General features: G+C 68.8%; 27 protein-coding genes and 1 tRNA gene. 18 read left to right on the forward strand and 10 right to left on the reverse strand.

Annotated elements, in window-relative coordinates:
* The 3 genes from ACFE77_RS01580 to ACFE77_RS01590 form a co-directional block, all read left to right on the forward strand.
* Positions 1 to 630 (forward strand): site-specific DNA-methyltransferase (locus ACFE77_RS01580; protein WP_375419867.1); only part of this gene is annotated, 630 nt, incomplete at its 5' end.
* A 268-nt stretch (positions 631 to 898) separates the two neighbouring features.
* Positions 899 to 1,963 (forward strand): dihydropteroate synthase, encoded by a 1,065-nt coding sequence (gene folP, locus ACFE77_RS01585; protein ID WP_375419868.1) that lies wholly within the window; start codon positions 899 to 901, stop codon positions 1,961 to 1,963.
* Positions 1,964 to 1,979: 16 nt separating this feature from the next.
* Positions 1,980 to 2,864: a bestrophin family protein gene (locus ACFE77_RS01590; RefSeq protein WP_375419869.1), complete on the forward strand. Its 885-nt coding sequence runs from the start codon at positions 1,980 to 1,982 to the stop codon at positions 2,862 to 2,864.
* Positions 2,865 to 3,117: 253 nt separating this feature from the next.
* Here ACFE77_RS01590 and ACFE77_RS01595 read toward each other — a convergent pair whose 3' ends face one another.
* Positions 3,118 to 4,530, reverse strand: a complete 1,413-nt coding sequence (locus ACFE77_RS01595) for a sigma-54-dependent transcriptional regulator (RefSeq protein WP_375419870.1) — start codon at positions 4,528 to 4,530, stop codon at positions 3,118 to 3,120.
* 162 nt (positions 4,531 to 4,692) lie between these two features.
* On the opposite strand from ACFE77_RS01595, the gene ACFE77_RS01600 reads away from it, so the two are divergent.
* The 8 genes from ACFE77_RS01600 (at position 4,693) to ACFE77_RS01635 (ending at position 9,450) form a co-directional block, all read left to right on the forward strand.
* Entirely contained in the window at positions 4,693 to 4,821 is a 129-nt protein-coding gene (locus tag ACFE77_RS01600) for an aa3-type cytochrome c oxidase subunit IV (protein WP_375419871.1), read from the forward strand.
* A 7-nt stretch (positions 4,822 to 4,828) separates the two neighbouring features.
* Positions 4,829 to 5,971, forward strand: a complete 1,143-nt coding sequence (locus ACFE77_RS01605) for an NAD(P) transhydrogenase subunit alpha (protein WP_375419872.1) — start codon at positions 4,829 to 4,831, stop codon at positions 5,969 to 5,971.
* A 26-nt stretch (positions 5,972 to 5,997) separates the two neighbouring features.
* Complete coding sequence (locus tag ACFE77_RS01610) at positions 5,998 to 6,246, forward strand: type II toxin-antitoxin system HicA family toxin (protein WP_375419873.1); 249 nt, start codon at positions 5,998 to 6,000, stop codon at positions 6,244 to 6,246.
* A complete protein-coding gene (locus ACFE77_RS01615; RefSeq protein ID WP_375419874.1) occupies positions 6,243 to 6,461 on the forward strand; it encodes a type II toxin-antitoxin system HicB family antitoxin in 219 nt (72 codons plus the stop codon). Before ACFE77_RS01610 ends, ACFE77_RS01615 begins: the two co-directional genes overlap by 4 nt.
* A gap of 9 nt (positions 6,462 to 6,470) precedes the next feature.
* Complete coding sequence (locus ACFE77_RS01620) at positions 6,471 to 6,752, forward strand: NAD(P) transhydrogenase subunit alpha (protein WP_375419875.1); 282 nt, start codon at positions 6,471 to 6,473, stop codon at positions 6,750 to 6,752.
* A 1-nt stretch (position 6,753) separates the two neighbouring features.
* Positions 6,754 to 8,202, forward strand: coding sequence for an NAD(P)(+) transhydrogenase (Re/Si-specific) subunit beta (locus tag ACFE77_RS01625; protein ID WP_375419876.1), 1,449 nt, complete (start codon positions 6,754 to 6,756; stop codon positions 8,200 to 8,202).
* Between the two features lie 139 nt (positions 8,203 to 8,341).
* Entirely contained in the window at positions 8,342 to 9,289 is a 948-nt protein-coding gene (locus ACFE77_RS01630; RefSeq protein WP_375419877.1) for a hypothetical protein, read from the forward strand.
* Between the two features lie 85 nt (positions 9,290 to 9,374).
* Positions 9,375 to 9,450: transfer RNA gene (locus ACFE77_RS01635), tRNA-Val, on the forward strand.
* A gap of 15 nt (positions 9,451 to 9,465) precedes the next feature.
* Here the strand turns inward: ACFE77_RS01635 and ACFE77_RS01640 are convergent.
* On the reverse strand, positions 9,466 to 10,032 hold the full coding sequence (locus ACFE77_RS01640; protein WP_375419878.1) for a helix-turn-helix domain-containing protein: 567 nt from the start codon (positions 10,030 to 10,032) through the stop codon (positions 9,466 to 9,468).
* Positions 10,033 to 10,123: 91 nt separating this feature from the next.
* On the opposite strand from ACFE77_RS01640, the gene ACFE77_RS01645 reads away from it, so the two are divergent.
* From ACFE77_RS01645 to ACFE77_RS01655, 3 genes are all read left to right on the forward strand, one after another.
* The gene (locus tag ACFE77_RS01645; protein WP_375419879.1) at positions 10,124 to 10,561 is read left to right on the forward strand and encodes a DUF6456 domain-containing protein; all 438 of its coding nucleotides are present in this window, start codon (positions 10,124 to 10,126) and stop codon (positions 10,559 to 10,561) included.
* 65 nt (positions 10,562 to 10,626) lie between these two features.
* Positions 10,627 to 11,592 carry a diaminopimelate epimerase gene (gene dapF, locus ACFE77_RS01650; RefSeq protein ID WP_375419985.1) on the forward strand — a complete coding sequence of 322 codons (966 nt, stop codon included), beginning with the start codon at positions 10,627 to 10,629 and terminating at the stop codon, positions 11,590 to 11,592.
* A 61-nt stretch (positions 11,593 to 11,653) separates the two neighbouring features.
* The gene (locus ACFE77_RS01655; protein ID WP_375419880.1) at positions 11,654 to 11,926 is read left to right on the forward strand and encodes a hypothetical protein; all 273 of its coding nucleotides are present in this window, start codon (positions 11,654 to 11,656) and stop codon (positions 11,924 to 11,926) included.
* A 156-nt stretch (positions 11,927 to 12,082) separates the two neighbouring features.
* On the opposite strand, the gene ACFE77_RS01660 is transcribed toward ACFE77_RS01655, so the two are convergent.
* From ACFE77_RS01660 to ACFE77_RS01670, 3 genes are all read right to left on the reverse strand, one after another.
* The gene (locus ACFE77_RS01660) at positions 12,083 to 13,369 is read right to left on the reverse strand and encodes an MFS transporter (RefSeq protein ID WP_375419881.1); all 1,287 of its coding nucleotides are present in this window, start codon (positions 13,367 to 13,369) and stop codon (positions 12,083 to 12,085) included.
* Positions 13,370 to 13,437: 68 nt separating this feature from the next.
* The gene (locus ACFE77_RS01665) at positions 13,438 to 14,871 is read right to left on the reverse strand and encodes a mannitol dehydrogenase family protein (RefSeq protein ID WP_375419882.1); all 1,434 of its coding nucleotides are present in this window, start codon (positions 14,869 to 14,871) and stop codon (positions 13,438 to 13,440) included.
* Entirely contained in the window at positions 14,868 to 16,343 is a 1,476-nt protein-coding gene (locus ACFE77_RS01670; protein ID WP_375419986.1) for a UxaA family hydrolase, read from the reverse strand. The genes ACFE77_RS01665 and ACFE77_RS01670 overlap by 4 nt, the downstream gene beginning before the upstream one ends.
* Before the next feature lie 122 nt (positions 16,344 to 16,465).
* Here ACFE77_RS01670 and ACFE77_RS01675 point away from each other — a divergent pair, with 122 nt between their 5' ends.
* From ACFE77_RS01675 to ACFE77_RS01685, 3 genes are all read left to right on the forward strand, one after another.
* Positions 16,466 to 17,506, forward strand: a complete 1,041-nt coding sequence (locus tag ACFE77_RS01675) for a LacI family DNA-binding transcriptional regulator (RefSeq protein WP_375419883.1) — start codon at positions 16,466 to 16,468, stop codon at positions 17,504 to 17,506.
* A 71-nt stretch (positions 17,507 to 17,577) separates the two neighbouring features.
* Entirely contained in the window at positions 17,578 to 19,017 is a 1,440-nt protein-coding gene (gene uxaC / locus ACFE77_RS01680; protein WP_375419884.1) for a glucuronate isomerase, read from the forward strand.
* A complete protein-coding gene (locus ACFE77_RS01685) occupies positions 19,014 to 20,045 on the forward strand; it encodes a sugar kinase (protein WP_375419885.1) in 1,032 nt (343 codons plus the stop codon). Before uxaC ends, ACFE77_RS01685 begins: the two co-directional genes overlap by 4 nt.
* Before the next feature lie 62 nt (positions 20,046 to 20,107).
* Here ACFE77_RS01685 and ACFE77_RS01690 read toward each other — a convergent pair whose 3' ends face one another.
* The 3 genes from ACFE77_RS01690 to ACFE77_RS01700 all read right to left on the reverse strand — a co-directional run bounded on the left by ACFE77_RS01690 (position 20,108) and on the right by ACFE77_RS01700 (position 23,360).
* The gene (locus ACFE77_RS01690; protein WP_375419886.1) at positions 20,108 to 21,268 is read right to left on the reverse strand and encodes an alpha-hydroxy-acid oxidizing protein; all 1,161 of its coding nucleotides are present in this window, start codon (positions 21,266 to 21,268) and stop codon (positions 20,108 to 20,110) included.
* 74 nt (positions 21,269 to 21,342) lie between these two features.
* Positions 21,343 to 23,130: a hypothetical protein gene (locus ACFE77_RS01695; protein ID WP_375419887.1), complete on the reverse strand. Its 1,788-nt coding sequence runs from the start codon at positions 23,128 to 23,130 to the stop codon at positions 21,343 to 21,345.
* Positions 23,127 to 23,360, reverse strand: a complete 234-nt coding sequence (locus ACFE77_RS01700) for a hypothetical protein (protein WP_375419888.1) — start codon at positions 23,358 to 23,360, stop codon at positions 23,127 to 23,129. Before ACFE77_RS01700 ends, ACFE77_RS01695 begins: the two co-directional genes overlap by 4 nt.
* A 92-nt stretch (positions 23,361 to 23,452) precedes the next feature.
* Here ACFE77_RS01700 and ACFE77_RS01705 point away from each other — a divergent pair, with 92 nt between their 5' ends.
* Entirely contained in the window at positions 23,453 to 23,863 is a 411-nt protein-coding gene (locus ACFE77_RS01705) for a hypothetical protein (protein WP_375419889.1), read from the forward strand.
* A 21-nt stretch (positions 23,864 to 23,884) separates the two neighbouring features.
* Here the strand turns inward: ACFE77_RS01705 and ACFE77_RS01710 are convergent, their stop codons facing one another.
* On the reverse strand, positions 23,885 to 24,310 hold the full coding sequence (locus ACFE77_RS01710; protein ID WP_375419890.1) for a hypothetical protein: 426 nt from the start codon (positions 24,308 to 24,310) through the stop codon (positions 23,885 to 23,887).
* A 279-nt stretch (positions 24,311 to 24,589) separates the two neighbouring features.
* The gene (locus ACFE77_RS01715) at positions 24,590 to 25,423 is read right to left on the reverse strand and encodes a flagellin (RefSeq protein WP_375419891.1); all 834 of its coding nucleotides are present in this window, start codon (positions 25,421 to 25,423) and stop codon (positions 24,590 to 24,592) included.
* Positions 25,424 to 25,432: the final 9 nt, after the last annotated feature.

Genomic DNA, 25,432 nt, shown 5'->3' on the forward strand with positions numbered 1-25,432 from the left:
TTCAACTATCGCAGCATGAAGACGCTGAACGACGAGCTGCAGATGCGCAGCGACTGGGAATTCCCGATCTGCGGCGGGCAGGAGCGGCTGAAGCGCGATGGCGTGAAGGTCCACCCGACGCAGAAGCCCGAGGCGCTGCTGTACCGCATCCTGCTGGCGTGCACCAAGCCCGGCGACGTGGTGCTCGACCCGTTCTTCGGCACCGGCACGACGGGTGCGGTGGCCAAGCGGCTCGGCCGGCACTGGATCGGGATCGAGCGCGAGGTCGATTATTGCGCGGCGGCAATCGAGCGGATCGAGGCGGCGCTGCCGCTCGACGAATCGGCGCTGGCGACGATGCAGAGCCCCAAGAACCAGCCCAAGGTGGCGTTCGGGGTGCTTGTCGAGAATGCGTTGATCGTGCCCGGCGCGGTGCTGACCGACGCCAAGCGCCGCTGGAGCGCGACGGTGCGCGCGGACGGATCGCTGCTCAGTGCGTGCGGGGCGGTGGGATCGATCCACAAGCTCGGTGCGACGTTGCAGGGGCAGCCGGCGTGCAACGGGTGGTCGTTCTGGCACCTTGAGGTGGAGGGCGCGCTGACGCCGATCGATTCGGTACGGCAGACGTATCTGCTGGCGACGACGGTTTAGTCGGGGGCCGATCTGGGTTCACGCTAAGGCGCTAAGGCACGAAGAGAAGAGGGTTCGCGCGGAGACGCGGAGTATCAGGGCGCCGCGGGAGATGGGTGGCCTTACCGACAACAGCGCGCGCGCCTGACTCCGTCATTCCCGCCTTCGCGGGAATGACGGATGAAGGCGCCTCTTCGCGCCTTTGCGCCTTCGCGTGAACCGATGGAGCCACGTCGCGACGACGCGAGGCCGGTAGACCGCGCCGACACTTCACGGCTACGCAGCCGCGATGACCAAGCTACACCTGCGCCCGATCCAGTTCGTCGACTCACCCGTCGGACGGAATGGGGAGGTCGCGCGGTTGTCGGGCGGGATGCTGTGGTTCGCGGCGTACGAGGTGATCGAGGAGGGCCGGCGTTCCACCGTGCCGGTCGCTGCCTTTGCCGACGAGTTCGCGCATGACGAGCGGGCGATGCGGCTCCATGCCGCGATCACGGCGCCGCGGGGAGCACTGACGCTGGGCGAGCGGGTGTTGCGGTTCGATCAGCCTGTTGTGGCGGGTATCCTCAACCTCACGCCCGACAGTTTCTCGGACGGCGGTGCGCTGATGGACGATCCGGCGGGCGCGGCGGCGGCGGGGATCGACATGGCGGCGGCGGGCGCCACGCTGATCGATGTCGGCGGCGAATCGACCCGGCCCGGTGCGGCGCTGGTTTGGGAAGGCGACGAGGTGAAGCGAATCGAGCCCGTGGTCGCGCGGCTCGCATCCGCCGGCGCGCTGGTGTCGATCGACACGCGCAAGGCAGCGGTGATGGAGGCGGCGCTCGCGGCGGGGGCGGGACTCGTCAACGACGTGTCGGCGCTGTTGTGGGACGACCGCGCGCTGGACGTGGTCGCGGGCGCGGAGTGCCCGGTGATCCTGATGCATTCGCCCGATCCCGCCAAGGGGCCGCACGGCGAGGCACGCTACGGCAACGTGTTGACTGACGTGTTCGACTGGCTGGAGGCGCGGATCGAGGCGGTCGTCGCGGCGGGCATCGATCGCGCGCGGATCATCGTCGATCCCGGCATCGGCTTCGGCAAGTCGCTGGCGGACAATCTCGCGCTGATCAACGGGCTGGCGCTGTTCCACGGGCTCGGCTGCCCGATCATGCTCGGCGCCAGCCGCAAGCGGATGATCGGCGCGCTATCCAATGAGGCCAAGGCGAACGAGCGGCTCGGTGGATCGATCGCGATGGCGCTGAAGGGTGTCGAGGCGGGCGTGCAACTGCTGCGGGTCCACGACGTTGCGCAGACCGTCCAGGCGGTCCGCGTCTGGCGCGGCCTGCGCGATCAGGCGCTGGTCGGGCGATGAGAAGGAGAAGTGCCGCATGATCGTCGATGCCGTCCCGCGCTATCGGCGCATCGCTGCCGAGGTGTGGCGTCCGCTGGCCGCGCTGTTCATCTGGGACGTGCTGGTAACGGTCACCTATTACATCCTGCCGTTCAAGGCGCCGACCTTGCCGTTGCCGCTGTTCGGTTCGGCACTGGCGCTGTTCCTCGGTTTTCGCGCGACCTCGGCCTATCAGCGCTGGTGGGAAGGTCGCGTGCTGTGGGGCGCGATGATCAATGCGTCGCGCAGCCTGGCGCGGGCGGCGCGCAGCTATCTGCCCGACGAAGCCGCGCGCGACCTGCAACGCGCGATCATCCTGCGCCAGATCGCCTATGTCCATGTGCTGCGCTGCCAGTTGCGGCGGCAGGATGCGAAGGCGGAGCTAACCCGCTTCCTGTCGCCGGACGAGGCGGCGCCGTCGCTGGCGCGGACCAACGTCGCAAACGGCATCCTCGACGGCACCGGCCGGCGGGTCGACCATGCACGCGACCGCGGCTGGATCGACACCGTGCAACAGGCGTCGATCGAGCGCACGCTGGTGGCAATCACCGATGCGCAGGGCGGGATGGAGCGGCTGAAGAACACGCCGCTACCGAACCAGTATCGTTTCTTCCCTACGCTGTTCACGCACATCTTCTGCGTGTTGCTGCCGATCGGGCTGGTCGAGACGCTGGGATTCGCGACGCCGCTCGGGTCGACCGTGGCGGGGCTGATGTTCCTCGCGGTGCTCGCGATCGGCGAGGATCTGGTCGATCCGTTCGCGAACACGGTGCACGACGTACCGCTGACCGCGATGTGCCGGACGATCGAGATTGACCTGCTGCAAGCGCTGGGCGATCCTGCGCCCGAGCCGGTTAAGCCGGAGCGCGGGGTGCTTTGGTGACGAGTTGAGCCATTGTTCGGATGACGTAACCCGCTCTCCGTTTGTGCTGAGTAGAGACCGAGTAGCTCCCGCCAGGGAGCGTATCGAGGGCTCGTATCGAAGCACAGGTTTCACGCGCTAACCTGTCCTTCGATACGGGCTCTCGATACGCCGCTTGCGCGGCTACTCGATCCTCACTCAGGACGAACGGGCAGTAGAGGTCGACGGCTAGGGCGTGGTGGGTCTAGGTCGGTCAGACATCCGCCCACGATCTCTAAGCCGCGTTGTCAATCCCGAGTTCGCCGAGCTTGCGGTACAGCGTCGAACGCCCGATCCCGAGCCGGCGCGCGACTTCGGTCATGCGGCCGCGATAGTGGCCGATGGCGAGGCGGATCACGTCGGCTTCGATGTCTTCCAGCGGCCGCAGGTTGCCGTCGGGGCGGAAGAGCGTGACGCCACCGCCATTGGTGCTCGCGGCATTGCCCTGGCGGCGATGGCCGAGCGCGGCGATCTGCGGGAAATCGGCGCGGGTGAGTGCGGCGCCCTCGCACAGCACGGCGGCGCGGAAGAGCGCGTTCTGGAGCTGGCGGACATTGCCCGGCCAGTCATATTCGACCAGCAGCGCCAGCGCGTCGTCGGTGATGCCGAGCGGGCGCAAGCCGGGCTGCTGCGCGATGCGCGCGAGCAGGTGTCGCGCGAGCGCCGGGACGTCGCCGGTACGTTCGCGCAACGGCGGGATCGTGACCTGGACGACGTTGAGGCGGTAATAGAGATCCTCGCGGAAGCGACCGGCCTCGACCTCGTCGAGCAGGCGCTTGTTGGTCGCGGCGATGACCCGGACGTCGACTTCACGGGCGTGGCGCGCGCCGATCGGCTGGATCTCGCCGCCTTGAAGGACGCGGAGCAGCTTTACCTGCGCCTCGAGCGGCATCTCGCCGATCTCGTCGAGGAAGATGGTGCTGCCGTCGGCCTCCTGAAACTTGCCGATCTTGCGCTCGAACGCGCCGGTGAAGGCGCCCTTTTCGTGGCCGAACAGCTCGCTTTCGACGAGGTTGGCGGGGATCGCGCCGCAATTGAGCGTGACCATCGGCTTCTTGCCGCGCGGGCTGGCGGCATGGACCGCCTCAGCGACGACTTCCTTGCCTACGCCGCTTTCGCCCTCGAGCAGGACGGGAACGCGGGCGCGCGCCGCCTTCGCCGCGATCGCCAGCGCGGCACGGAAATCGGGCGAGGACCCGACGATCTCGTCGAACGCGAGCAGCGCGGGAATCTTCTCGGTTAGCGGGCGGAGCTCGCCCGCCGCGGTGCCGGCGATCACCGCCTCCAGCGAGGCCAGCAGGCGTTCGGGGGCGAGCGGCTTGACCAGGAAATCGGTGGCGCCGGCGCGCATGGCCGACACCGCGTGCGCGACCGATCCGTTCGCCGTGAACATCAGGATCGGCAGCGCCGGGCGACGCGCGCGCAGTTCCGCGATCAGCGGCACCGCGTCGGTATCGGGTGACGAATGATCCAGCAGGATCGCGTCGAGCTGCATGCCGTCCTGCGTGCCGAGCGTCGCGATCGCCATTTCGGCGTCGGCTGCGAAGATCGACCGCCATCCGCCGCGTGCCGCAAGCGCCGCCACGAGCCGGCGCTGGGCCGGTTCTTCGTCGATCAGCAGGAGAAGGCGCTGGCCGTTGCGCGTCATCTGTGTTCCAATCCAATTCCGTGGAGGCACCCATAACGGGCGTCGGTAAAAGCGCCCTTAAGGGTGGAGAACGTGGGCGGACTTGCGGCAGACGGGGTCGAGCGGGCTTGAGGGAGCCGATCCTGCCCGATAAGGCTGGGCAAGCGGGGAACGAGAGAGGGTATGACGATGGCTGGTGACGGCAACATGAATGCGCACGAATCGACCTATGGCAGCGTCATCGGGATGATGAAGTGGGGCACGCTCGCTTGCGTCCTGATCGCGTTCTTCGTGATCTGGCTGATTTCGTAAGCGCGCGGTGAAGATCGCCGTCCTCAGGGAGCAGACAGACGGCGAGCGGCGGGTAGCCGCGACGCCCGAAACCGTCCGCAAGTTCGTCGCGCTGGGCGCCACGATCGCGGTCGAGGCCGGCGCGGGCGAGTCCGCCTCGATCGCCGACACCGCCTATGCCGAGGCGGGTGCCGAGATCGGCGACCGCGCGGCGACGCTGGAGGGAGCGGGGTTGATCCTCGGGGTGCAAGGGCCGGATCCGGCATCGTTGGCGGGCAGTGCGCCGGGTGCGTGGATCGTCGCCGGTCTCAACCCGTTCGGCGTTGGTCCGGATGGCGGGCGCGCGCGCGTCGACGCGTATGCTGCGGCCGGGTTCGAAGCGCTGGCGATGGAGCTGATGCCGCGAATCACCCGCGCGCAGTCGATGGACATCCTGTCGTCGCAGTCGAACCTGGCGGGCTACAAGGCGGTGCTCGACGCGGCGGCGGAATATGGCCGCGCCTTTCCGATGATGATGACCGCGGCGGGCACGGTGAGCGCGGCAAAGGTGTTCGTGATGGGCGTCGGCGTCGCCGGGCTCCAGGCGATCGCGACCGCGCGGCGGCTCGGTGCGCAGGTGTCGGCGACCGACGTGCGCAGCGCGACTCGCGAGCAGATCCAGTCGCTGGGCGCGAAACCGATCTTCGTCGAGAACGTCGCCGGGATCGAGGGCGAGGGTTCAGGCGGTTATGCTGGGGAGATGAGCGCCGAATACCAGGCCGCGCAGGCGGAGCTGGTGTCGGCGCATATCGCCAAGCAGGACATCGTCATCACCACCGCGCTGATCCCCGGCCGCGCCGCGCCGCGGCTGATCTCCGACGCGCAGATCGCGACGATGAAACCCGGCAGCGTCATCGTCGATCTCGCGGTCGAACAGGGCGGTAACGTCGAGGGCGCGGTGTTGGGCGAGGTGGCAATCGTGCACGGCGTCAGGATCGTCGGCCATCGCAACGTGCCGAGCCGGCTGGCGGCGGACGCGTCGGCGCTGTTCTCGCGCAACCTGTACAACTTCCTCAACGCGTTCTGGGACAAGGAGGCGGGGAAGCCGGTGTTCCCCGACGACGACGAGATCGTCCAGGGCGTGCGGCTGACCCAGGGTGGCAAGGTCGTGAACGCGCGGTTGCTGTCGTGAACGCTCCTGCGAATTGATCGCGCAGGGTGTCGCGCGCCGAGAAGCTTCTCGACCGGATGCGTGCCAACCCGCGCGACTGGCGGATCGCCGATGTCGTGGCCGTATGCGATGCCGCAGGCGTCGCTTGCACCCCGCCGCGTACCGGCTCACACTATAAGGTGAAGCATACAGACCTGATCGAGATACTGACGATCCCGGCACACCGCCCGATCAAACCCGTCTACATCCGGGCCCTGGTACAGTTCATCGATCGCGCAAACGGAGGAACGCCTTGAACCCGCAAGATTTCGAAGTCGACATCCTGCCGCTGTCGGCGGACGATGGCGGTGGGTTCAGCGCGGTCGCACCCGAATTGCCGGGTTGCCGATCGGATGGTGAGACGCCGCAGGAGGCGCTCGACAACATCTATGATGCGATCGCCTGCTGGATCGAGGCGGCGCACGAGATGGGCAGGGCCGTACCGCAACCCCGCCGCGCGACAGCGGCATGAGGAGCAATCATGGACTTCATCGCGATCCTGTCGATCTTCGTGCTGGCGTGTTTCGTCGGCTATTTTGTGGTGTGGTCGGTCACCCCGGCGCTGCACACGCCGTTGATGGCGGTGACCAACGCGATCTCGTCCGTCATCATCGTCGGCGCGCTGATCGCGTCAGCCGCGGCAGGATCGCCGATTGCCAAATGGCTCGGCCTGCTGGCGGTGGTGTTGGCGAGCGTCAACATCTTCGGCGGCTTCGCGGTGACCGCGCGAATGCTGGCGATGTACAAGAAGAAGGTGCGCTGAGATGGGGCATGGCGCGGTGGAGAGTATAGCGGCGAGCCCGTGGGTCGCCTTGGCCTACCTCGTCGCGGGGGTTTGCTTCATCCTCGCGTTGCGGGGACTGTCGAGCCCGGTGTCGAGCCAGCGCGGCAACCGCTTCGGGATGATCGGCATGACCATCGCGGTGGTGACGACGCTGGTGACGCACGAGATCGCGAGCCTGCCCGAGATCGTCGCGGCGATCGCGATCGGCGGCGCGATCGGCTTCGTGATCGCGCGCAAGATCGCGATGACCGACATGCCGCAGCTGGTCGCGGGGTTCCACAGCCTGGTCGGACTGGCGGCGGTGCTGGTCGGGTGCGCGGCGTATCTCAACCCCGAGGCGTTCGGGATCGCGACGCTGATGGTGCCGATGATAGGCCAGCCCGTCGCGATCATCCACCCCGCCAGCCGGGTCGAACTCGGACTGGGTGTCGCGATCGGCGCGATCACCTTCTCGGGATCGATCATCGCGTTCCTGAAGCTGAACGGCAACATGGGCGGCAAGCCGATCATGCTGCCCGGACGGCACGTCATCAATCTGGCGGTACTCGCCGGGATCCTCGGGCTGATCGGCTATTTCACGCAGGATCAGGACGCGTGGGTGTTCTGGACGATCCTTGGACTCTCCTTCGCGATCGGGTTCCTGCTGATCATCCCGATCGGTGGCGCGGACATGCCGGTCGTGGTCTCGATGCTCAACAGCTATTCGGGCTGGGCGGCGGCGGCGATGGGGTTCACGCTGCACAACAGCGCGATGATCATCACCGGCGCGCTGGTCGGGTCGTCGGGCGCGATCCTCAGCTACATCATGTGCCGGGCAATGAACCGCAGCTTCATCAGCGTCATCGCGGGCGGGTTCGGCGCGGAGAGCGGTGGCGGCGGAGCTGCTGCGGCGACCGACCGGCCGTGGAAGCGTGGCTCGGCCGAAGATGCGGCGTTCCTGATGAGCCAGGCCGAGCAGGTAGTCATCGTTCCCGGCTACGGCATGGCAGTGGCGCAGGCGCAGCACGTCCTGCGCGAGATGGGCGACAAGCTGAAGGCCGAGGGCGTCCGCGTGAAATATGCGATCCACCCGGTCGCGGGGCGGATGCCGGGGCACATGAACGTGCTGCTCGCCGAGGCCAACGTGCCCTATGACGAGGTGTTCGAGCTGGAGGACATCAACTCCGAATTCGCGCAGACCGACGTCGCCTTCGTGATCGGCGCCAACGACGTCACCAACCCCGCGGCCAAGACCGACAAGACCTCCCCGATCTACGGCATGCCGATCCTCGACGTGGAAAAGGCTAAGACCGTATTGTTCATCAAGCGGTCGATGGGCGGGGTGGGCTATGCCGGCGTCGACAACGACGTGTTCTACATGGACAACACGATGATGCTGCTCGCCGACGCCAAGAAGATGGTCGAGGATATCGTGAAGGCGCTCGGCTGACGACAATCGGCTCCGATATGGATCCAGTTTCGGGCGGGCACGGCACCGGCGCCGCCTGAAAGCGCGATTTCGGAGGTGAATGGGCGTGGCCGGTCCGTGGTCACGCGTATCGTCCGCCCGATAATGGGGAAGAGCAGCCATGGGTGAGGGCGAGGGGGACACCGCCGACTATGCGCGGATCGATCGCTGCACCGCGATCGTGATCGGCCGGTCTGCGCTGTGCGGGGAGGCACTGGCGGCGATCGACCTGATCGGCGGTCGTGTGGTCGCGCAACTCGACTGGGCGGTGCTGGCGGAGACGCTCGCCGGGTGCACCGCGACGGTGCGGATGATCGTGGTCGAGGCGGAGGGCGTCGACGATGGGGTGCTCGACACAGCGCTGCCGCGGATCGACGCCTATGCGTCGGCGCTGGATCTGCCGGTGATCGTCGCGTTCGCGCAAGACCAGATCGATCTGGTCGCGGCGCACCTGCTCGGGCGCCAGGTCCAGCTGCTCTGCGCGCCGACGATGGCCGATCGGGTCGCGGCGCTCGCAGTGGCGGCGAAACTGTCGGGCACGTCGCGGCTCGACGACAGTTGGCGCGAGAGCGAGGCGGCACGATTGCAGCGGCTCAACCAGGAGGTCGCCCGCATCGCCGAGATCCTGGCACGGCTGACGCGCGACGAGCCGCCAGAGGTGGAGGATCGCCGGCGCAGCTACGATGCCGGCCCCGCCATCGTCGGCCCGGTGCCGGGGGCGCCGATCGATCCGCAGGAGATCCGCCGCGCCATCCGCGCGCGGCGACTGCGCGACCAGTTCTTCGGCGCCGGGCTGTTCGAGGATCCGGCGTGGGACATGCTGCTCGACCTGTTCGCCGCCGAGCTGGAACATGCCCGCGTCTCGGTGTCGAGCCTGTGCATCGCCGCCGCGGTCGCCCCGACCACCGCGCTACGCTGGATCAGCAAGATGACCGAGGCGGAGTTGTTCGTCCGCCAGCCCGACCCACAGGACCGCCGCCGCGCGTTCATGGCATTGTCGCCGCGGGCGAGCGAGGCGATGCGCAGCTACGTCGCGGCGGCGCGGCGCGCGCAGCTGGCGATCGCGTGAAGGGGCGCCTGAAGCGGCGCCTGACCGTTCCGGGGCTTGCGGGCGGCCGATCATTTTGGCATCGCGGTGGCGACCGGACGATCCCGGGCGCTTAGCTCAGCTGGTAGAGCGGCTCGTTTACACCGAGTAGGTCGGCGGTTCGAACCCGTCAGCGCCCACCATCGCCGCTCCCCTGGCTACAACGCCCGCACCAGCCGGATCGCCTGCGCGATCCATGGCGGCGAGGTCACGACCTGTTGGCGGCTGCCGGGACCGGGGGGCAGCAGATGGAGCTTGCCGCCGGCCTCGCGACCGATGAGACGGCCGAACAGGAAGCGTCCCGCGGGGCGCGGCACCAGCACGTCGCGGTTGAGAGCGGTCGCGTAGGCGTCAGGCGCCAGCGGCTGGCACCAGATCTCGTCCCCGACCCGATAGTCGCCGACGCTTGCGGTCACCGTGACCGCGACCTGACCTTCGCTCACCGTCGGGGGCATGATCGTGGCCGACCGGCGCAGCGCGTGTGCGCCGGTCGCGTCGAGTTGTGCCGCGACGGGCAGCACCGCGCGGTCGGGCAGCGTCACCAGATCCGCGGCGTCGACGTCGAGCGCCGCGGCGATACGGTTGAGCCAGCCGACCGATACGGTGCGGGTGCCGGTTTCGAGGCGGCCGATCGTCTGCGCCGTCGTCGGCGGATCGCACCGCCGCGCAACCTCGTCGAGGGTGAGGCCGCGGCTGCGGCGGACATCGCGTATGGCGGTGATCATCGGGTGCGTTCCAACCAGATCGGTTTGCGACCTGTCCTACAAAGGTGCCGTTGTGGCAACCCCCTCCCCGACTCGTGCAGGGGATCGATCGATGCAGGAACTGGTGGAACGGTCATGGGGTGGCGGGCGGCGGGTGACGATCAACCTTGCGGAATCGCCGCTCGGCTGGCTGCGCGCACGCGGGTTGCTCGATGCGCGCCAGGCCGATGCGGGGGAGGCGCTGCGCCGCGATTACGATGCCGCCGCGCTCGGCGCGGCGGTGACGATGCGGTGGGAGGCCCGGGTGGATGGCGGCAGCGGCGGCGATGCGAGCGACGCGACGGTCGCGCGGATCGCGGCCAAGCGCCGGTTCGATGCCGCGATCGCCGCGGTAGGCGCGGGGCTGGGCGACGTTCTGTGGCAGGTGGTGTGCGCAGGCGAGGCGCTGCCGGTCGCGGAAAAGGCGCTCGGCTGGCCGACGCGCAGCGGGCGGCTGGTGCTGACGCTCGCGCTGGACCGGCTCGCCGACCATTATCGCCTTGCGCGGTAAGACGGTGTAGGCCGCGCGCGGATGACGAGGGATAGGTGATGGACGCGCGGCAATCGGGTTCGGCGATGCGGTTCGATGTCGTGAAATGTCACGGGTCGGGCAACGACTTCCCGTTGATCGACGCGCGCGCGACCGACCTCGACGATGCCGGCTGGGCGGCGGTGGCGCGGGCGCTGGCGGATCGCAGCGGGCCCATCGGGGGCGACGGGTTGTTGCTGCTCGGTGCCGGGTGGGGCGGTGCCACCTTCGCGATGCGGATGTTCAATTCGGACGGGTCGGAGGCGGAGACCTGCCTCAACGGCCTGCGCTGCGTCGCCCGGATGGGATTTGCGGCGCTGGGGTTGGAGCGCGCGAACGTTGCGTTGAAGACGTCGGTCGCAGCGGTCGAGCACGTCGCCGCTCTGGCGCCCGGGGTCTATACCGTGCGCGAGACCGCGGGGCCGGCCTCGCTCGACGCGGCGGCATGGCCGCTGCACGGCGCGCCGGCGCGGATCGTCGACGCGCCGATTGCCGCGCTGCCCGGAACGCGGCGCTTCACCGCAATCGCTATGCCCAACCCGCATCTGGTGAGCTTCGTCGACGCGATCGACGATTCGGAGCTGAGCGCGATCGGGGCGGTGTGCGAGGCGGCGCCCGACTGGCTGCCCAACCGCGCCAATGTCAGTTTCGTCGAGCCGCGTGGCGACGATCTGTTCGTCCGTACCTTCGAGCGCGGGGTGGGGCTGACCGACAGCTGCGGCAGCGCGATGGGCGCGTCGATCTATGCGGCTGGTCTAACCGGCCGCGTTGCGTTCGGTCGCGAGACGACGGTCTTCAACCGCGGAGGCCTGGTCCGCGCGATCGCGGCGTCGGACGGCATGGTGACGCTGATGGGCAATGCGACGATCGAATGGCGCGGGGCGGTGACGGTCGATCTCGAGCGCGGGGTCGCGAGCGGGTTGGAGATCGCCGCACGTGCGGACGACGAGGTCGCGGCGTGGTCGGCAGCGGTCGCCGCATCGACGGATTGGGCGCGGACGATTCTATCATAAATCAGGTTCGTCGTTGAACCTGCCGCACCCCGGTTCGTTGTGGGAGGCGAGGCAGGTGGTTATGGACGAGCCGTACGACGCTGACGACGAGCGCCTGGAGCAACGCCAGGGTGCCGCGCTCTATCCGCTCGGCCGGGCGCTGCGATCGACCTACGATGCGGACAATCACGAGACGTTGAGTGCCGAGGTGACGGCGTTGATGATCAACCTGTCGCGGGTGCCTTACGAACCATGCGCCAAGGCGCCGGTGGCGGTCGCCGCGGCGCAGCCGGAGCGCGCGGAACGGGTGGTGCGGTCGTTAAGGTCGCGGGTGTTCACGCTGTTTGGGGGCTGATCGGGTCACGTGAAGGCGCGACGGCGCGAAGAAGGTGTTCGCGCCGAGACGCGGAGCAGATTGGGCGTGGCTTAGGAGCAGTCCGCGGGCTCGCGTCTCTACGCAATGAACCATCTTCGCGGCTTCGCGCCTTCGCGTGAGCCCCCTTCTCCACTCTCAAACCGCATCCACCCTCGCCAGTCTCGGGCTCAGCAGGTGGATGACGCCGACCGCGATCAGGTAGACGCTGCCCGCGACCGCGAAGATCAGCGTGTAACTGCCCGTGGTCTGGAGCACGTAGCCGGTGAACTTGGCCATCATCATGCCCCCGATCGCGCCGCACGTGCCGCCGATCCCGACCACAGAACCGATCGCGGCGCGCGGGAACATGTCGGACGGGATGGTGTAGAGATTGGCGGAGAAGCCCTGGTGTGCCGCGGTCGCCAGCCCGACGATCAGCACCGCGAGCCACAGATTGTCGACATACTGCGCGAAGAAGATCGGAATCACCAGGATCGCGCAGGCAAGCATCGTCAGCTTGCGCGCGAGATTGGCCGAATAGCCGCGCTTCATCAGCCGCGACGACGACCAGCCGCCCGCGACGCTGCCGAAATCGGAGATCAGGTAGATCACGACGAGCGGCGGGCCGAAGGTCTTGAGGTCGAGCTGGTAGTTCTTGGCGAGGAAATCGGGGGTCCAGAACAGGAAGAGCCACCAGATCGGATCGATCAGGAACTTGCCGAGCGCATAGGCCCAGGTCTCGCGGTAGCCGAGCAGCGTCAGCCAGCCGATCTTGCCCACCGGGTCGGCGGGATCGCTCTCGATATGGGCGAGCTCGGCGGCGCCGAGCGTCGGCAGTTCGCGGGGGCGACGGTAGATCGCGATCCATGCCACCAGCCAAATGAAGCTGACCGCGCCGGTGATGATGAACGCCATCCGCCAGCCGAATGCGATAGTGATGATCGGGACGATCAGCGGCGTGATGATCGCGCCGATGTTCGCGCCGGCGTTGAACACGCCCGTCGCGAGCGCGCGTTCGCGGGCAGGAAACCATTCCGACACCGCCTTGATCCCTGCGGGGAAATTGCCCGCCTCGCCGACGCCGAGCACAAAGCGCGCCGCGGAGAACTGGAAGGCGCTGCCCGCGAAGCCGCACAGGGTGTGGCCGAGCGTCCAGATCACGAAGGCGATCGAATAGCCGATCCGCGCGCCGAGCATGTCGACGATCTTGCCGAAGCTCAGATAGCCGATCGCATACGCCGCCTGAAACCAGAAGATCACGTCGGCATAGGTCAGATCGTCCCAGCCGAGTTCGGCGGAGATGGTCGGCTTGAGCACGCCGATCATCTGGCGATCGACATAATTGATCGCAGTCGCCGCAAATAGCAGCGCGCAGATCGCCCAGCGATAGCGCCCCACTCGTTCCGCCGCGCCGGCGACCGCCGGCTCCTCCCTCGTCGCCATCGGTTCCTCTCCCCATTTTGCCTCTTACGGGCTTTGATCGTCTTGGCGGCCGATTGGCCGCGATCGGGTCAACCGATCAGTAGGATGTTCCAGTCGCCGCGGTCGGCCGCGGCCGCAGCGGTCTTCACGGCGGCGAGCAGCGCCGGGTCGTCGGCCACCGCGCGCGGGATGCCGATCCCTGCTGCGACCAGGCGATCGATCACCTCCGCCGCGCTGCCGTCGCTGGCGATCGACGCGAGCGCGTCCGCGGGATCGACGATCGGGACCCCCGCGCGCGCCTGGCGCATCAGGAATGCGACCCAGCAGCCGAGCGCGGCGACGACATGGCCGGGCACCCGGCCCGCCGCCCGATTGGCGAGCAGGGTGTCGCCCAATCGGTAAGGTAGCTTCTGCGAACCGTCCTGCGCGATCTGATCGAGGCGGTGGACGATCGAGGGATTGCGGAACCGGTCGAGCACCGCGGCGCGGTACGCATCGAGATCGAGCCCCCGAACCGCGGGCAGCATCGGTATGATGTCGCGGCGGATCATCGCGTCGACGAACCCCGCCAGCGCGGCGTCGCGCATCGCCTCCGCCACGCTCGCATGGCCGCGCAGCAGGCCGGCATAGGCGAGGGTGGAGTGCGCGCCGTTGAGGATGCGCAGCTTGGCTTTCTCATAGCCCGCGACGTCATCGGTCACGATCGCGCCCGCGGCGGAGAGATCAGGGCCGATCGGGCGCTCGATATCCTCGATAACCCATTGCGCGAAGGTCTCGCGCTGGACCGCGGCGCCATCCTCGACGCCGAGCGCGGCGGCGACGTCCGCGTAGAGGCGGTCGTCGGACGCGGGGGTGATCGAGTCGACCATCGTCGAGGGCACCCGCACCTCGCCCGCGATCCAGTCGGCCAGCCCGCGGTCGCGCTCGCCCGCGAACGCGACCAGCGCGGCGTGGAGCTTGGCGCCGTTGTTCGCGAGATTGTCGCACGGCATCGGCACGAAGGGCGCCACGCCCGCGGCACGGCGCGCGGCCAGACCGGCGACGATCCAGCCGACGACGCTGCGTGGGACCCGATCGGCCGCCAGATCGTGGACGATGTCGGGATGCGCGAGGTCGAGGCTGCCGTCCGCCGCCAGGCAATAGCCCTTTTCGGTGACGGTCGTGGTCACCAGCCCGACCGCGGGATCGGCGAGCAGCCGATGGGTCTGCGCGGCATCGTCGGGGCCGAGGAAGCGGCGGTGCGCGGCGAGGACCCGCATCGACGACACGGCATCGCGGATCGCGAGCGTATAGAAGCCGTCCTGCGCCGCCAGCGCGTCGATCGTCCCGCGGGTGCGCAGCGACACTGCGGCGATGCCCCAGCGCGGGTCGTGATCGAGCACGCGATCGATATAGTCCGCCTGATGCGCCCGGTGGAACGCGCCGGGGCCGAAATGCACGATGCCGACGGCATCCGACTCCGGCCGCTTGCGCCCGAAGCGGGCGGGCAAGTCCGCCAGGGTGTCGCCCGACAATCGCTTCACAACGTCACTCCTCGTTTCCAGATCGCGATCTCGCGCTCGCCGTTGCGCTCTGCCGCGGTTTCCTCGCCCGACGCCACCGCGCAGATCCGCGCGAGCAGGGCGTCGGTCGCATTGTCGAAGCCGTCGACCAGGACCGCGCCGGCATCGAAATCGATCCAGCCGGGCTTGCGCGCGGCGAGGTCGCTGTTCGACGCGATCTTCACCGTCGGCACCGGAAAGCCCATCGGCGTGCCGCGACCGGTGGTGAACAGGATCGCGGTCGCGCCCGCTGCGGCCAAGGCGGTCGACGACACCGCGTCGTTGCCCGGCGCCTCCAGGATGGTCAGTCCGTCGCGGGTGACGCGGCGACCATAGCCGATCACGTCCGCGACCGGCGCACGGCCTGCCTTCTGCACCGCGCCGAGCGACTTTTCCTCCAGCGTGGTGATCCCGCCCGCGACATTGCCGGGGGAGGGGTTCTCCGACACCGGTTCGCCGTGGTCGATGAAATATTGCTTGAAGCCGTTCACCACCCCGACGATCGCGTCGAACACGTCGGCATCGGCGGCGCGGTTCATCAGCGTGCGTTCGGCGCCGAACATCTCGGGGATCTCGGTCGCGACCACACGGCCACCCGCCGCGGCGACACGGTCGCTGATCCGCCCGACCAACGGGTTGGCGGTCAGCCCGGAAAGCCCGTCCGAACCGCCGCACTTCACCCCGAGCACTAAGCTGTCGAGCCCCACCGGCGTGCGCGCAGTCGCTGCCTGCGCCGCCAGTTCGGCGACCAGCGCGCAGCCCTCCGCGACCTCGTCGACGCTGGTCTGTGCCACCAAAGTCCTGATCGCGCCGTGGCGCCAGGCGGGGATCTCGGCCATCAAGGCGGCGAGCTGGTTCTCCTCGCAGCCCAGCCCGATGATCAGCACGCCGCCGGCATTGGGGTGGCAGGCGAGCGACGCCAGGATCGACCGGGTGCCGCCGAGATCGTTGCCGAGCTGCGAACAGCCATGCGGGTGCGCGAAGGCATGGACGCCGTCGACCTGCCCGGCGACCGCCTCGGCGGATCTCGTCGCAATCCGTTCCGCGGTGCGCGCGACGCAGCCGACGGTCGGCAGCACCCAGATCTCGTTGCGGGTGCCCACCCGGCCGTCGCCGCGGACATAACCCTGGAAGGTCGCATGGTCGCGGACCGGCTCCGCCTGCGCGGTGGCGACGGGTTCGTAGCGATAGTCGAGCGTCCCGCCGAGCCCGGTGGCGACATTGTGCGAATGGACATGCTCGCCCACCGCGATCGGTTGCCGCGCGACGCCGATCGGAAAGCCGTATTTGAGGACCGCCTCGCCCGCCGCGATCGGCACCAGCGCGACCTTGTGCCCACGCCCGATGTCGCTCGCGAGCGTTACGACCGTGTCGCCGATCTCAATCCGGTCGCCTGTGCGGGCGTCGTCGAGCAGCGTCGCGACGCTATCGCCCGGATCGACCTGCACCGCCATCGTCACTGACAATCTCCCACCATGCGCCAGCGCTGGCACGCAGGCGCTGCATGCGCGACTTGCGCCCCCGAACGCAAGCCCCACGCACTGGTCGTCCGCGATTTGCGCCGGTATGTCGAGCCATGCACAGGACCGGCCAGCCGACGATCAACGACGTGGCGCGGCTGGCGGGCGTGTCGAAGAAGACGGTCAGCCGCGTGATCAACCGGTCGCCCTTGCTCAACGAAGGCACGCGGCGGCGGGTCGAAACCATCATCGGCGATCTCGGCTACGTCCCCAATCCGCAGGCGCGCGCGCTGGCGCTGCGGCGCAATTTCCTGATCGGGCTGGTCCACGACAATCCCAATGCGCAGACCGTGATGAACGTCCAGCAGGGCGTGCTCGAGGCGCTGCGCGGGACCGAGTTCGAGATGCTGGTGCGCCCGATCGATCGCCGGTCGCCGACGATGCTCGACGATCTGCGCCGCTTCCTCGAACGCCAGCGGCCGTTCGGCGTGGTGCTGATGCCGCCGGTCAGCGAGAACGACGCTGTGGCCGCGCTGTGCGATGCGATCGGCTGCCGCTACGTGCGGATGGGGTCGGTGGCGCTCGATACGCCCGATCACATGGTCGCGTCGAACGACCGCGAGGCGGTACGCGCTGCGACCGACTATCTGATCGCGCAGGGCCATCGCCGGATCGCGCTGATCGCCGGGCCGCAGGGCTTCCGCTCGGCCGGGGAGCGGCGGCAGGGTTTTCAGGACTCGCTCGCCTCGGCAGGGATCGCCCTGCCGCGCAGCATGATCGCCGACGGCGACTATACGTTCGAATCGGGGATCGTCGCGGCAGACCGGCTGCTCGACGTATTGCCGCGGCCGACCGCCATTTTCGCGAGCAACGACGAGATGGCGGCGGGCACGATCCACGCGGCACGGCAGCGCGGGCTCGAGGTTCCGCGCGACCTGTCGATCATCGGCTTCGACGACACCGCGATCGCCGCGCATGTCTGGCCACCGCTCACCACGGTGCGCTGGCCGAGTGCATCGATGGCGCGATCCGCGGCGTTGAAGCTCACCGCAGGCGAAGGCGAGGAGGGCAATGAGGTGGACGACGGGGGCGAGGAACCGTCGCTGTTCCTGTCGACGCTGATCCGCCGCGGCTCCGTCGCCGCGCCCGCAGAATGACTTGCAACGGTGACTGACACCGGTCACCACGAGCGTGTTCCGGACCGGGACGCCAACAGGACGAGGAATTGATGAGGCCGCTGTCGTTGCATCCCGATCGGTTGTTCCCCGCCGATCCGACCACCCGTTCGATCGCCCGGTCGCTCTATGCGGAGGTCGCGGCGTCGCCGATCATCAGCCCGCACGGCCATGTCGATCCGACCTGGTTCGCGGATAATGCCAATTGGACCGACGCGACCAGCCTGTTGCTCGCGCCCGATCATTATCTCTACCGCATGCTCTACAGCCAGGGCATCGATCTCGACGCACTCGCGATTCCGCGCCGCGACGGCACCCCAGCGACCGACCCGCGCGCCGCGTGGCGGCTGTTCGCGGATCATTACGCGCTGTTCCGCGGCACGCCGTCGCGGCTGTGGCTCGACCATGTCTTCGCCGAGGTGTTCGGGATCGAGGTGACGCTCGAATCCGCGACCGCGGACCTGTATTTCGACACGATCACCGACGCGCTCGCGACCCCGGCGTTCAAGCCGCGCGCGCTGTTCGAGCGTTTCCGGATCGACTTCCTGGCGACGACCGAGGGCGCGCATGACGATCTCGCCGCGCATCGCCGCATCCGCCAGTCGGGCTGGCAGGGGCGGGTCGTGACCACCTATCGCCCCGACGGCGTGATCGATGTCGAGCACGAGTCGTTCGGCCCGGCGATGGCGGCCTTTGCCGAACTCACCGGCGAGGATGTGTACGACTGGCGGGGCTACCTTGCCGCGCACCGCAAGCGCCGCGCCGATTTCCGGGCCGTGGGCGCCACGGCGACCGACCACGGCCACGCCACCGCGGCGACCGCTAATCTGTCGCCGGTCGAAGCCGAAGCCCTGTTCGCCAAGGTCACTCGGGGCGACTGGACTCCCGCTGACGCCGAGCTGTTCCGCGCGCAGATGCTGACCGAGATGGCGGCGATGTCGGTCGACGACGGCATGGTCATGCAGATCCACCCCGGCAGCCGCCGCAACCACAATGCCGGACTGTTCGCGACGCATGGCCGCGACAAGGGTGCCGACATCCCCGGCCGCACCGATTATGTCGAGGCGCTAAAGCCGCTGCTCGACCGTTTCGGCACCAGCACCGACCTGTCGATCATCCTCTTCACGCTCGACGAAAGCAGCTATTCGCGCGAGCTCGCGCCGCTCGCCGGCCATTATCCCTGCCTGAAGCTCGGCCCCCCCTGGTGGTTCCACGACAGCCCCGAAGGCATGTGGCGGTTCCGCGAGATGACCACCGAGACCGCGGGGTTCTACAACACCGTCGGCTTCAACGACGATACCCGCGCGTTCCTGTCGATCCCCGCCCGCCACGACGTCGCGCGGCGGATCGACTGCGGTTACCTCGCGCGGCTCGTCGCCGAACACCGGATCGAGGATTGGGAAGCCGCCGAGCTGGCGCATGAGCTGACCAGCGGCCTCGCTCGCCGCGCCTATCGCATCGATCAGCCGCTGATCGCCACGCAGGCCGCATGACCGCGACCGCCGCCCCCTCGTCGAAGCGGCTGCTGGCGTTCGGCGAGATCATGCTGCGGCTATCACCTCCCGGGCGCGAGCTGTTGTTGCAGTCGCCGCGGTTCGACGTGTGGGTCGCGGGGGCGGAGGCCAATGTCGCGACCCAGCTGGCGCGGCTCGGCCAGGACGTGGCGTTCGCTAGCGCGGTGCCCGCCAACGATCTCGGCCGCGCCGCGATCACGACGCTTCGCGGGCACGGCGTCGACGTGCGCGGGATCCAGACGCGCGGCGAGCGGATGGGGCTGTATCTGGTCACCAGCGGCGCCGGGCTCCGCGCGACCGAGGTGATCTACGATCGGGCCGGGTCGTCCTTCGCAGAGGCACCGGCAGAAGCGTGGGACTGGCCGGCGTTGCTTGACGGGGTCGATCGGCTGCATCTGTCGGGGATCACCCCCGCACTCGGCCCGGTGCCCGCCGCCAGCGCGCTCGCCGCGGTCGAGGCCGCCACCGCGCACGGCGTCGCGGTGTCGTTCGACGGCAATTGGCGCGGCAAGTTGTGGGAACGCTGGGATGCCGATCCGCGCAGCATCCTGTCGGCGATCGTCGCGCATGCCGATCTGATGTTCGGCAACCACCGCGACATCGCGCTGCTGCTCGGTCGCGATTTTTCGGGCGAGGCGGAGGATCGCCGGCGCGAGGCCGCCGAGGCCGCGTTCGCCGCTTTTCCGCGACTGCAGACGATCGCATCGACCGCGCGGACCGTCGAGCATGTCGATCTCCACCGGCTCTCGGCGCGGATCGACACTCGCGCGGGAGCGGTGCAGACCGGCGAGGTCGTGCTCGCCGGCATCGTCGACCGGATCGGCGGCGGCGACGCCTTCGCCGCGGGCGTGCTCCACGCGCTGCGCGGCGGCGGCGATAGCGAAGCCGCGGCGCGCACCGGGCTTGCGCTCGCGGCGCTCAAGCACTCGCTGCCAGGGGACGCGAGCCTGTTCCGGCAGGCGGACATCGACGCGTATCTGGCAGGCGGGCTCGACGTGCGGCGGTGAGAATGTGGGCCGTCCTCACGGGAGCACGAGCTTGACCCCTGGTCTCGCAGGTTTGCGCGACGCTACTGCCGCACCACTCCTGCCGCACGAACCGCGGCTAGATTCGGATAGCCGTTGACCGCCATCAGCAGGTCTGCCTCCGCCAGGATGCAGCGCAGCACATGCGCACAGCCCTCGGCGCCATCCAGCGCCAACCCATAGAGGTAAGGCCGGCCGACCCCGACGGCGGTCGCGCCCATCGCCAGCGCCTTCACCACGTCGGTGCCGCTGCGTACGCCTGAATCGAACAGCACCGGCACATCGCCCGATGCAGCGACGACATCGGCGAGCAGATCGATCGCCGCGATCCCGCCATTCGCCTGACGCCCGCCATGGTTGGAGCAATAGATCGCGTCGGCACCGCTATCGACCGCGCGGCGCGCGTCGTCGGGATGGCAGATCCCCTTCAGGATGATCGGCAGCTTGGTCAGCGATCGTAGCCACGCCATGTCGTCCCAGGTCAGCACCTTGCCAAACGTCGCGCCCCAGGTGCCGATCGCGGCGCGGGGATCCTCCTCGGGCGGCTTGGCGAGCAGGCTGCGAAACACCGGATCGACGAAGTAGTTCTGGAGCACATGCCCGCGCAATTGCGGGAAATTGGCGGTGTTGAGATCGCGTGGGCGCCAGCCGGTCACCCAAGTGTCGAGCGTGACGATGATGCCCTTGTAGCCCGCCGCCTCCGCCCGCGACACCAGGCTGGCGGCGAGATCGAGGTTCTTGGGCGTATAGAGCTGGAATAACGCCGGCGTGTCGCCGCACGCTTGCGCAACATCCTCCAGCGGATCGTTGGACAGCGTCGACGCGACGAGCGGCACGCCCGTCGCCGCCGATGCGCGTGCCGCGGCGAGATCGCCATGCGCGTCCTGCGTGCACATGCCGGTCACGCCGATCGGGCTCATGAAGATCGGGCTGGGCAGCGTCACGCCGAACAGCTCGATCGACAGGTTGCGCCGCGCGCAGTCGACCATCATCCGCGGCACCATGCCCCAGTGGCGGAAGGCGTCGGCATTGTGGCGCTGAGTATGTTCGTCGCCGCAACCCCCCTGGACGTAGGTCAGCACCGATGCGGGCAGCGCGGCGCTGCCGTGGTGTTCGAGCGTGGCGAAATCGACCGGCACCTTGGGGACGATGCCGCTCAGTCCGGCGCCGTAGATGCTGGTCTGATAGTCGCCATAATGGGGCATGGATGATCTCGCGCGGGGAGCAGGGGCGGGGACTGTCGCGCCGGGCTGCGCGGAAGTCGAGCCTTCGCGTATCGTCAGCCTGGTCGCCGTTCCTGCGCCGCGTCGCCGGCCGCGATCAGGTCGCCGATCTCGCCCGCCGGGCTTGCCGACGGTAGCGCCGCCAGCGCATCGCCGAGCGCGGTGGGGTCGATCGCGCCGATCCGTTCGGTCAGCATCGCGAAGGTCGTGGCGGTCGGCAGCGGCGCGAAGGCGCGGGCATAACGCGCGTTGAGCTGCGCCAAAGCATCCTCGCGGCCGAGCATCGCCAGCGCGATCGCATGGCGCAGGATCACCGCCTGCGCGACCTCGTCCAAGGTTGCGGCGCGAGGCAGGGCGGGCTCGGCGGCAGCGACATAGGCGGCCCAGTCACGCGCGCGCCAGCGGATCTCGGCACGCAGCATGTCGCTGTCGGCGACATCCTGGATCGTCGCCAGCGCTTCGGCCGGCTTGCCGAGCAAGTCGAGCGCCACCGCCTCGATCCGCCGCCGGTCGGCCCGCATCGCCGGCGGATAGGCGACGGCATCGGTATCGCGCAGCGCCACGATCGCCTTGTCGGGCTCGCCGGCGAGGATGAACAGGCTGGCGACGCGAATCGACAACGGGCCTTGCTCGATGTCCTCGGCGCGCGCGGTCAACCGGTAGCGAAGCAGGTCGGCGGCGCGCCCGTATAGCCCTACCACCTGCAACCGCGACGCGAGCATCTCGACCAGCCGATCGCCCTCGATCCCGCTCGGCATCAGGTCGCGATACGACCAGAACAGCCCTGCTCCTTGCCCGAGGGGAACCGTCGTTCCGGGGGCGAGCGCCTTGGCGAGGTGGGCTTGCAGCAGCGCCGCGAGCTCGGGGGTCCGGGTGCCGTTCTGGAAATAGCGGAACAACACGCCGCCCGCCGCGAGCGCCGCGGGGGCGTCGCCGATCCGGTCCGCCAGCTGCGTCGAAAGCCACAACGCGCGGCGCTCGATCTCGCCGCCGCGCCACCCGAAGCGTAGCGCGTCGAGTTGCTTCAGCGCCGCGGCCGGGGCGATCGCGCGCGCCGCGACGCTGCCCTCGATCAGCGCGAGCCGTGCTGCGGCGCGTTGCTCGGGGGTGCCGCGCAGCACGACCCGGTCGAGCAGCAGCCGGCCGCCTTGAAGATCACCGAGCGCGGTGGTCGCGGTGCCGCGCAGCAGGTTCGCCGCGATGTCGTCCGCCGGCAACGCGCCGAGCCACCGGAGCGCGGGGCGGTAACGTGCCGCCGCCACCGCAGCGCTGCCCGAGGCGATCAGGAAGAGGCGGCGATCGGCGGCATTTCGGGCGCGCAGCGCCGGCATCGCGCACCGTAGCTGCGCCAGCGCCGGGGCGCCGCGTCCCCCTTCGGCAAGCGCGCGCATCCGCCACAGGCACGCCTCCGGGTCGCCGATCAGCCGGTCGTCCGCCAGCGCCGCGACGGCATCGTCGGGGCGGCGCAGCAGCGTCAGCGCCGCACCGCGGGCGCGGCGCCAGGCGGGGACTATCGCGAGATCGGGATCGTCGGTCGCCATCACTTCGATCACGCCGAGCGCGTCGCCGCCACGGCTGCGCGCGATTAGGCTGCGCGCCTGGTTCCAGCGGGAGGATTGCCGCGCCGCGACGCCGCCGACGAGGTTGGCACGCCACGCGTCCGCTTCCGCGAGGCGCGGCCAGGCCGCCGCGCCGCTCTCCATCGGGCGATCCATCAGCATGGCGGCGAACCCCGGCAACCGCGCGCGGGGCGCTGCGGCGGGTGGCGAGGGGGGCGGGGTCGTCGGCACCGCCGCGGTAGAGGTGACCGCCGCCAGCGCCAGCGACATGATCGCGCGGATCATGACGGCGCGAGCAGCGCGACGAGGATACCCCCCGCGCCCGCGGCCAGCATGAACGCCGCGCCGAGCACTACCGCTACCCTGCCGGACGCGGCGCCGATCGCGGGCGCGATCGCGGGCTCACCGTCGAGTACCGCCACTGCCGCCGATCCGCGGTCATCGCGTCGGCGCTGCTCCGGCGCGCCGCCGTTCTTCACGACGCGGACGCGCGGTGGTTTCTGATCGTGGCTCATCGCGCTCCGCGGCTCCTTCTACCCGCCTATTATAGGAGGGAGCGACGCCGCCCGACGGGGGCGGCCGGTTTCGCGTCGGTCGGAGTTCGTGCATGCGGTCGCCCCTCTACCTAGCCATCGCCGCGGTCGTGGCCACGCAAGGCGGCACCGCGCTCGGCGCCGGGAGCGAATTGGCGGATGAGGGGGCAGGGGCGGTGTTCCTCTTGCCGATGACCCCGCTCGACGTGCCGATCGTCGAGGGCGATCGCTCCGACGGGCGGTTGCGGCTGAAATTGGTGCTACGTGCGGTCGACGCGGCCGATCTCGAGCGGCTGCGCGCCGACATGCCCGCGTTGCGGGAGATCACGCTCGCGACCGCAAGCGAGTTCGCGCGGCTCTATGCGACGCCATTCGCGCCGGTGAATGCGCGGCTGCTGGCGCGCGACATGACCGTCGCGCTGCGCGGACTTGACCCTGCGATCCGGTCGGTGTTGCTGGTCGAAGTCGCCGCGGTCCGCACCTGAGCGAAAGTGGCGGCGCGGCGTTCAGCGCAGGTCGAGCATCGATCCCGTCGCGGCGGCGATCGTGCGCATCGGCGACGTGCCCTGCGGATTGGTATCGATCGCGCGTTGGGCGGGCACCGCCTGGTGAGTTTCGAACGCGAAGCGCTCGCGCCGGGCTTCCACGCCGTTGCCGGGAATGCCCAATGAGGTCGTAGCGACCGCGGGCCGGTGCTCGGCCGTCGCCGCTGCGATATCGAGCGCGTCGACGTCACACCCGCCGAACCGTTCGGGCTGCATCAGCAACGCCAGGCAGTCTTCGATCTGGGGAGCATCGATCGGGCCAATCGTCTCGATGACGTCGTCCATCGTCATATAGGGAGAGTTCATGGCGAGCGCCGCGGCCGCGGCCCAGAGGGCAGTGGCATCCGCCACCGCAAGCGAAAGGGTCAGCCGATAGCGCATCTCCACAACGATCTCTCCCGTGGTAAATACCTGCATATGCTGGATTGTCGCTGTCCTAAGCCTCTTCAAACCAGAATGGATGTATTTACAGGCGAACTTTATTGTTCACTAGTGATAACAGTGTCGCGTCAAGCAAACATTTGCAATAGTGAACGACCTTGATCTGTGTTAATTCGTGCAAACGATTGATGCAACGGGGAAAAAAGAACCGGGATGAGCCACCGCTCACCCCGGTTCTCCCGTTCCGCCGACGTTCGGGGGAGTGCCGGCGGAGCCGGTGAGCCCTTAACGGAAGAGCGAAACGATCGTCTGCGGCGCCTGGTTGGCGATCGACAGCGCCTGGACGCCGAGCTGCTGCTTGACCTGCAGCGCCTGCAGCCGGGCCGATTCCTTCGCGAGATCCGCATCGACGAGGTTGCCGATGCCGCTCTCGATCGTATCGGACAGCTTGCTCGTGAAGATCACCTGCGAGTCGATCTTGCGCGAGGCTGCGCCGAGGTTGCTGAGCGTGGTGCCGATCGTGGTCGACAGTGTCTTCAGCGTCGTCTCCATCGCCGCTGCCTTGACCGCGGTGTCGATCTTCGAATCCTTGCCGAGCTTGCCGGTGGTTTCGGTGGCAGGCAGGTCCAGCTCCTGATTGGCGAGCGTCAGATTGTCGCCGGCGGTCAGCGACTGGAGCGCGCTGATCGTGCCGCCGCTGGTCTTCAGCAGGTTGGTATCGTTGAACGACGATGAGTTCACGATCGTCGTGATCTGGTCGCGCAGCGATTCGAACTGCTGGTTGTAGGTGGTGCGTGCATCGGCGCTGATGCCGGTATCCTTCGCCTTCGTCGCCAGTTCCCGCAGGCTGTTGACGACGTCGGAGATCTGTTCCGCGCCGGCTATGGCGACGTCGGTGACGCTCTTGGCGCGGCTCAGCGAAGAGCTGACCGCGCGCAGGCCGCCGAGATCGCCACGTAGGTTCTGTGCGATCGCATAGGCAGCCGAGTCGTCCTTGGCGGACGACACGTTCAGGCCGGTGTTGATGCGGCTCTGCACGGTTTCGAGCTGACGGTTGGTCGCATTGAGCGACTGCAGCGCGGCGGCGGCGCCGATGTTGGTGTTGACGGACAATGCCATGGTGGTTCT

Origin of the sequence: uncultured Sphingomonas sp. (assembly GCF_964243315.1) — a bacterium.
Lineage (GTDB): Bacteria > Pseudomonadota > Alphaproteobacteria > Sphingomonadales > Sphingomonadaceae > Sphingomonas.

Excerpts from the sequence above, each read along its gene's own strand:
- folP (WP_375419868.1), top strand. The coding sequence starts at position 899 with ATGACCAAGCTACACCTGCGCCCGATCCAGTTCGTCGACTCACCCGTC.
- ACFE77_RS01590 (WP_375419869.1), top strand. The coding sequence starts at position 1,980 with ATGATCGTCGATGCCGTCCCGCGCTATCGGCGCATCGCTGCCGAGGTG.
- ACFE77_RS01595 (WP_375419870.1), bottom strand. The coding sequence starts at position 4,530 with ATGACGCGCAACGGCCAGCGCCTTCTCCTGCTGATCGACGAAGAACCG.
- ACFE77_RS01600 (WP_375419871.1), top strand. The coding sequence starts at position 4,693 with ATGACGATGGCTGGTGACGGCAACATGAATGCGCACGAATCGACCTAT.
- ACFE77_RS01620 (WP_375419875.1), top strand. The coding sequence starts at position 6,471 with ATGGACTTCATCGCGATCCTGTCGATCTTCGTGCTGGCGTGTTTCGTC.
- ACFE77_RS01625 (WP_375419876.1), top strand. The coding sequence starts at position 6,754 with ATGGGGCATGGCGCGGTGGAGAGTATAGCGGCGAGCCCGTGGGTCGCC.
- ACFE77_RS01630 (WP_375419877.1), top strand. The coding sequence starts at position 8,342 with ATGGGTGAGGGCGAGGGGGACACCGCCGACTATGCGCGGATCGATCGC.
- ACFE77_RS01640 (WP_375419878.1), bottom strand. The coding sequence starts at position 10,032 with ATGATCACCGCCATACGCGATGTCCGCCGCAGCCGCGGCCTCACCCTC.
- ACFE77_RS01645 (WP_375419879.1), top strand. The coding sequence starts at position 10,124 with ATGCAGGAACTGGTGGAACGGTCATGGGGTGGCGGGCGGCGGGTGACG.
- dapF (WP_375419985.1), top strand. The coding sequence starts at position 10,627 with ATGCGGTTCGATGTCGTGAAATGTCACGGGTCGGGCAACGACTTCCCG.
- ACFE77_RS01655 (WP_375419880.1), top strand. The coding sequence starts at position 11,654 with ATGGACGAGCCGTACGACGCTGACGACGAGCGCCTGGAGCAACGCCAG.
- ACFE77_RS01660 (WP_375419881.1), bottom strand. The coding sequence starts at position 13,369 with ATGGCGACGAGGGAGGAGCCGGCGGTCGCCGGCGCGGCGGAACGAGTG.
- ACFE77_RS01670 (WP_375419986.1), bottom strand. The coding sequence starts at position 16,343 with ATGGCGGTGCAGGTCGATCCGGGCGATAGCGTCGCGACGCTGCTCGAC.
- ACFE77_RS01675 (WP_375419883.1), top strand. The coding sequence starts at position 16,466 with ATGCACAGGACCGGCCAGCCGACGATCAACGACGTGGCGCGGCTGGCG.
- uxaC (WP_375419884.1), top strand. The coding sequence starts at position 17,578 with ATGAGGCCGCTGTCGTTGCATCCCGATCGGTTGTTCCCCGCCGATCCG.
- ACFE77_RS01685 (WP_375419885.1), top strand. The coding sequence starts at position 19,014 with ATGACCGCGACCGCCGCCCCCTCGTCGAAGCGGCTGCTGGCGTTCGGC.
- ACFE77_RS01690 (WP_375419886.1), bottom strand. The coding sequence starts at position 21,268 with ATGCCCCATTATGGCGACTATCAGACCAGCATCTACGGCGCCGGACTG.
- ACFE77_RS01695 (WP_375419887.1), bottom strand. The coding sequence starts at position 23,130 with ATGATCCGCGCGATCATGTCGCTGGCGCTGGCGGCGGTCACCTCTACC.
- ACFE77_RS01700 (WP_375419888.1), bottom strand. The coding sequence starts at position 23,360 with ATGAGCCACGATCAGAAACCACCGCGCGTCCGCGTCGTGAAGAACGGC.
- ACFE77_RS01705 (WP_375419889.1), top strand. The coding sequence starts at position 23,453 with ATGCGGTCGCCCCTCTACCTAGCCATCGCCGCGGTCGTGGCCACGCAA.
- ACFE77_RS01715 (WP_375419891.1), bottom strand. The coding sequence starts at position 25,423 with ATGGCATTGTCCGTCAACACCAACATCGGCGCCGCCGCCGCGCTGCAG.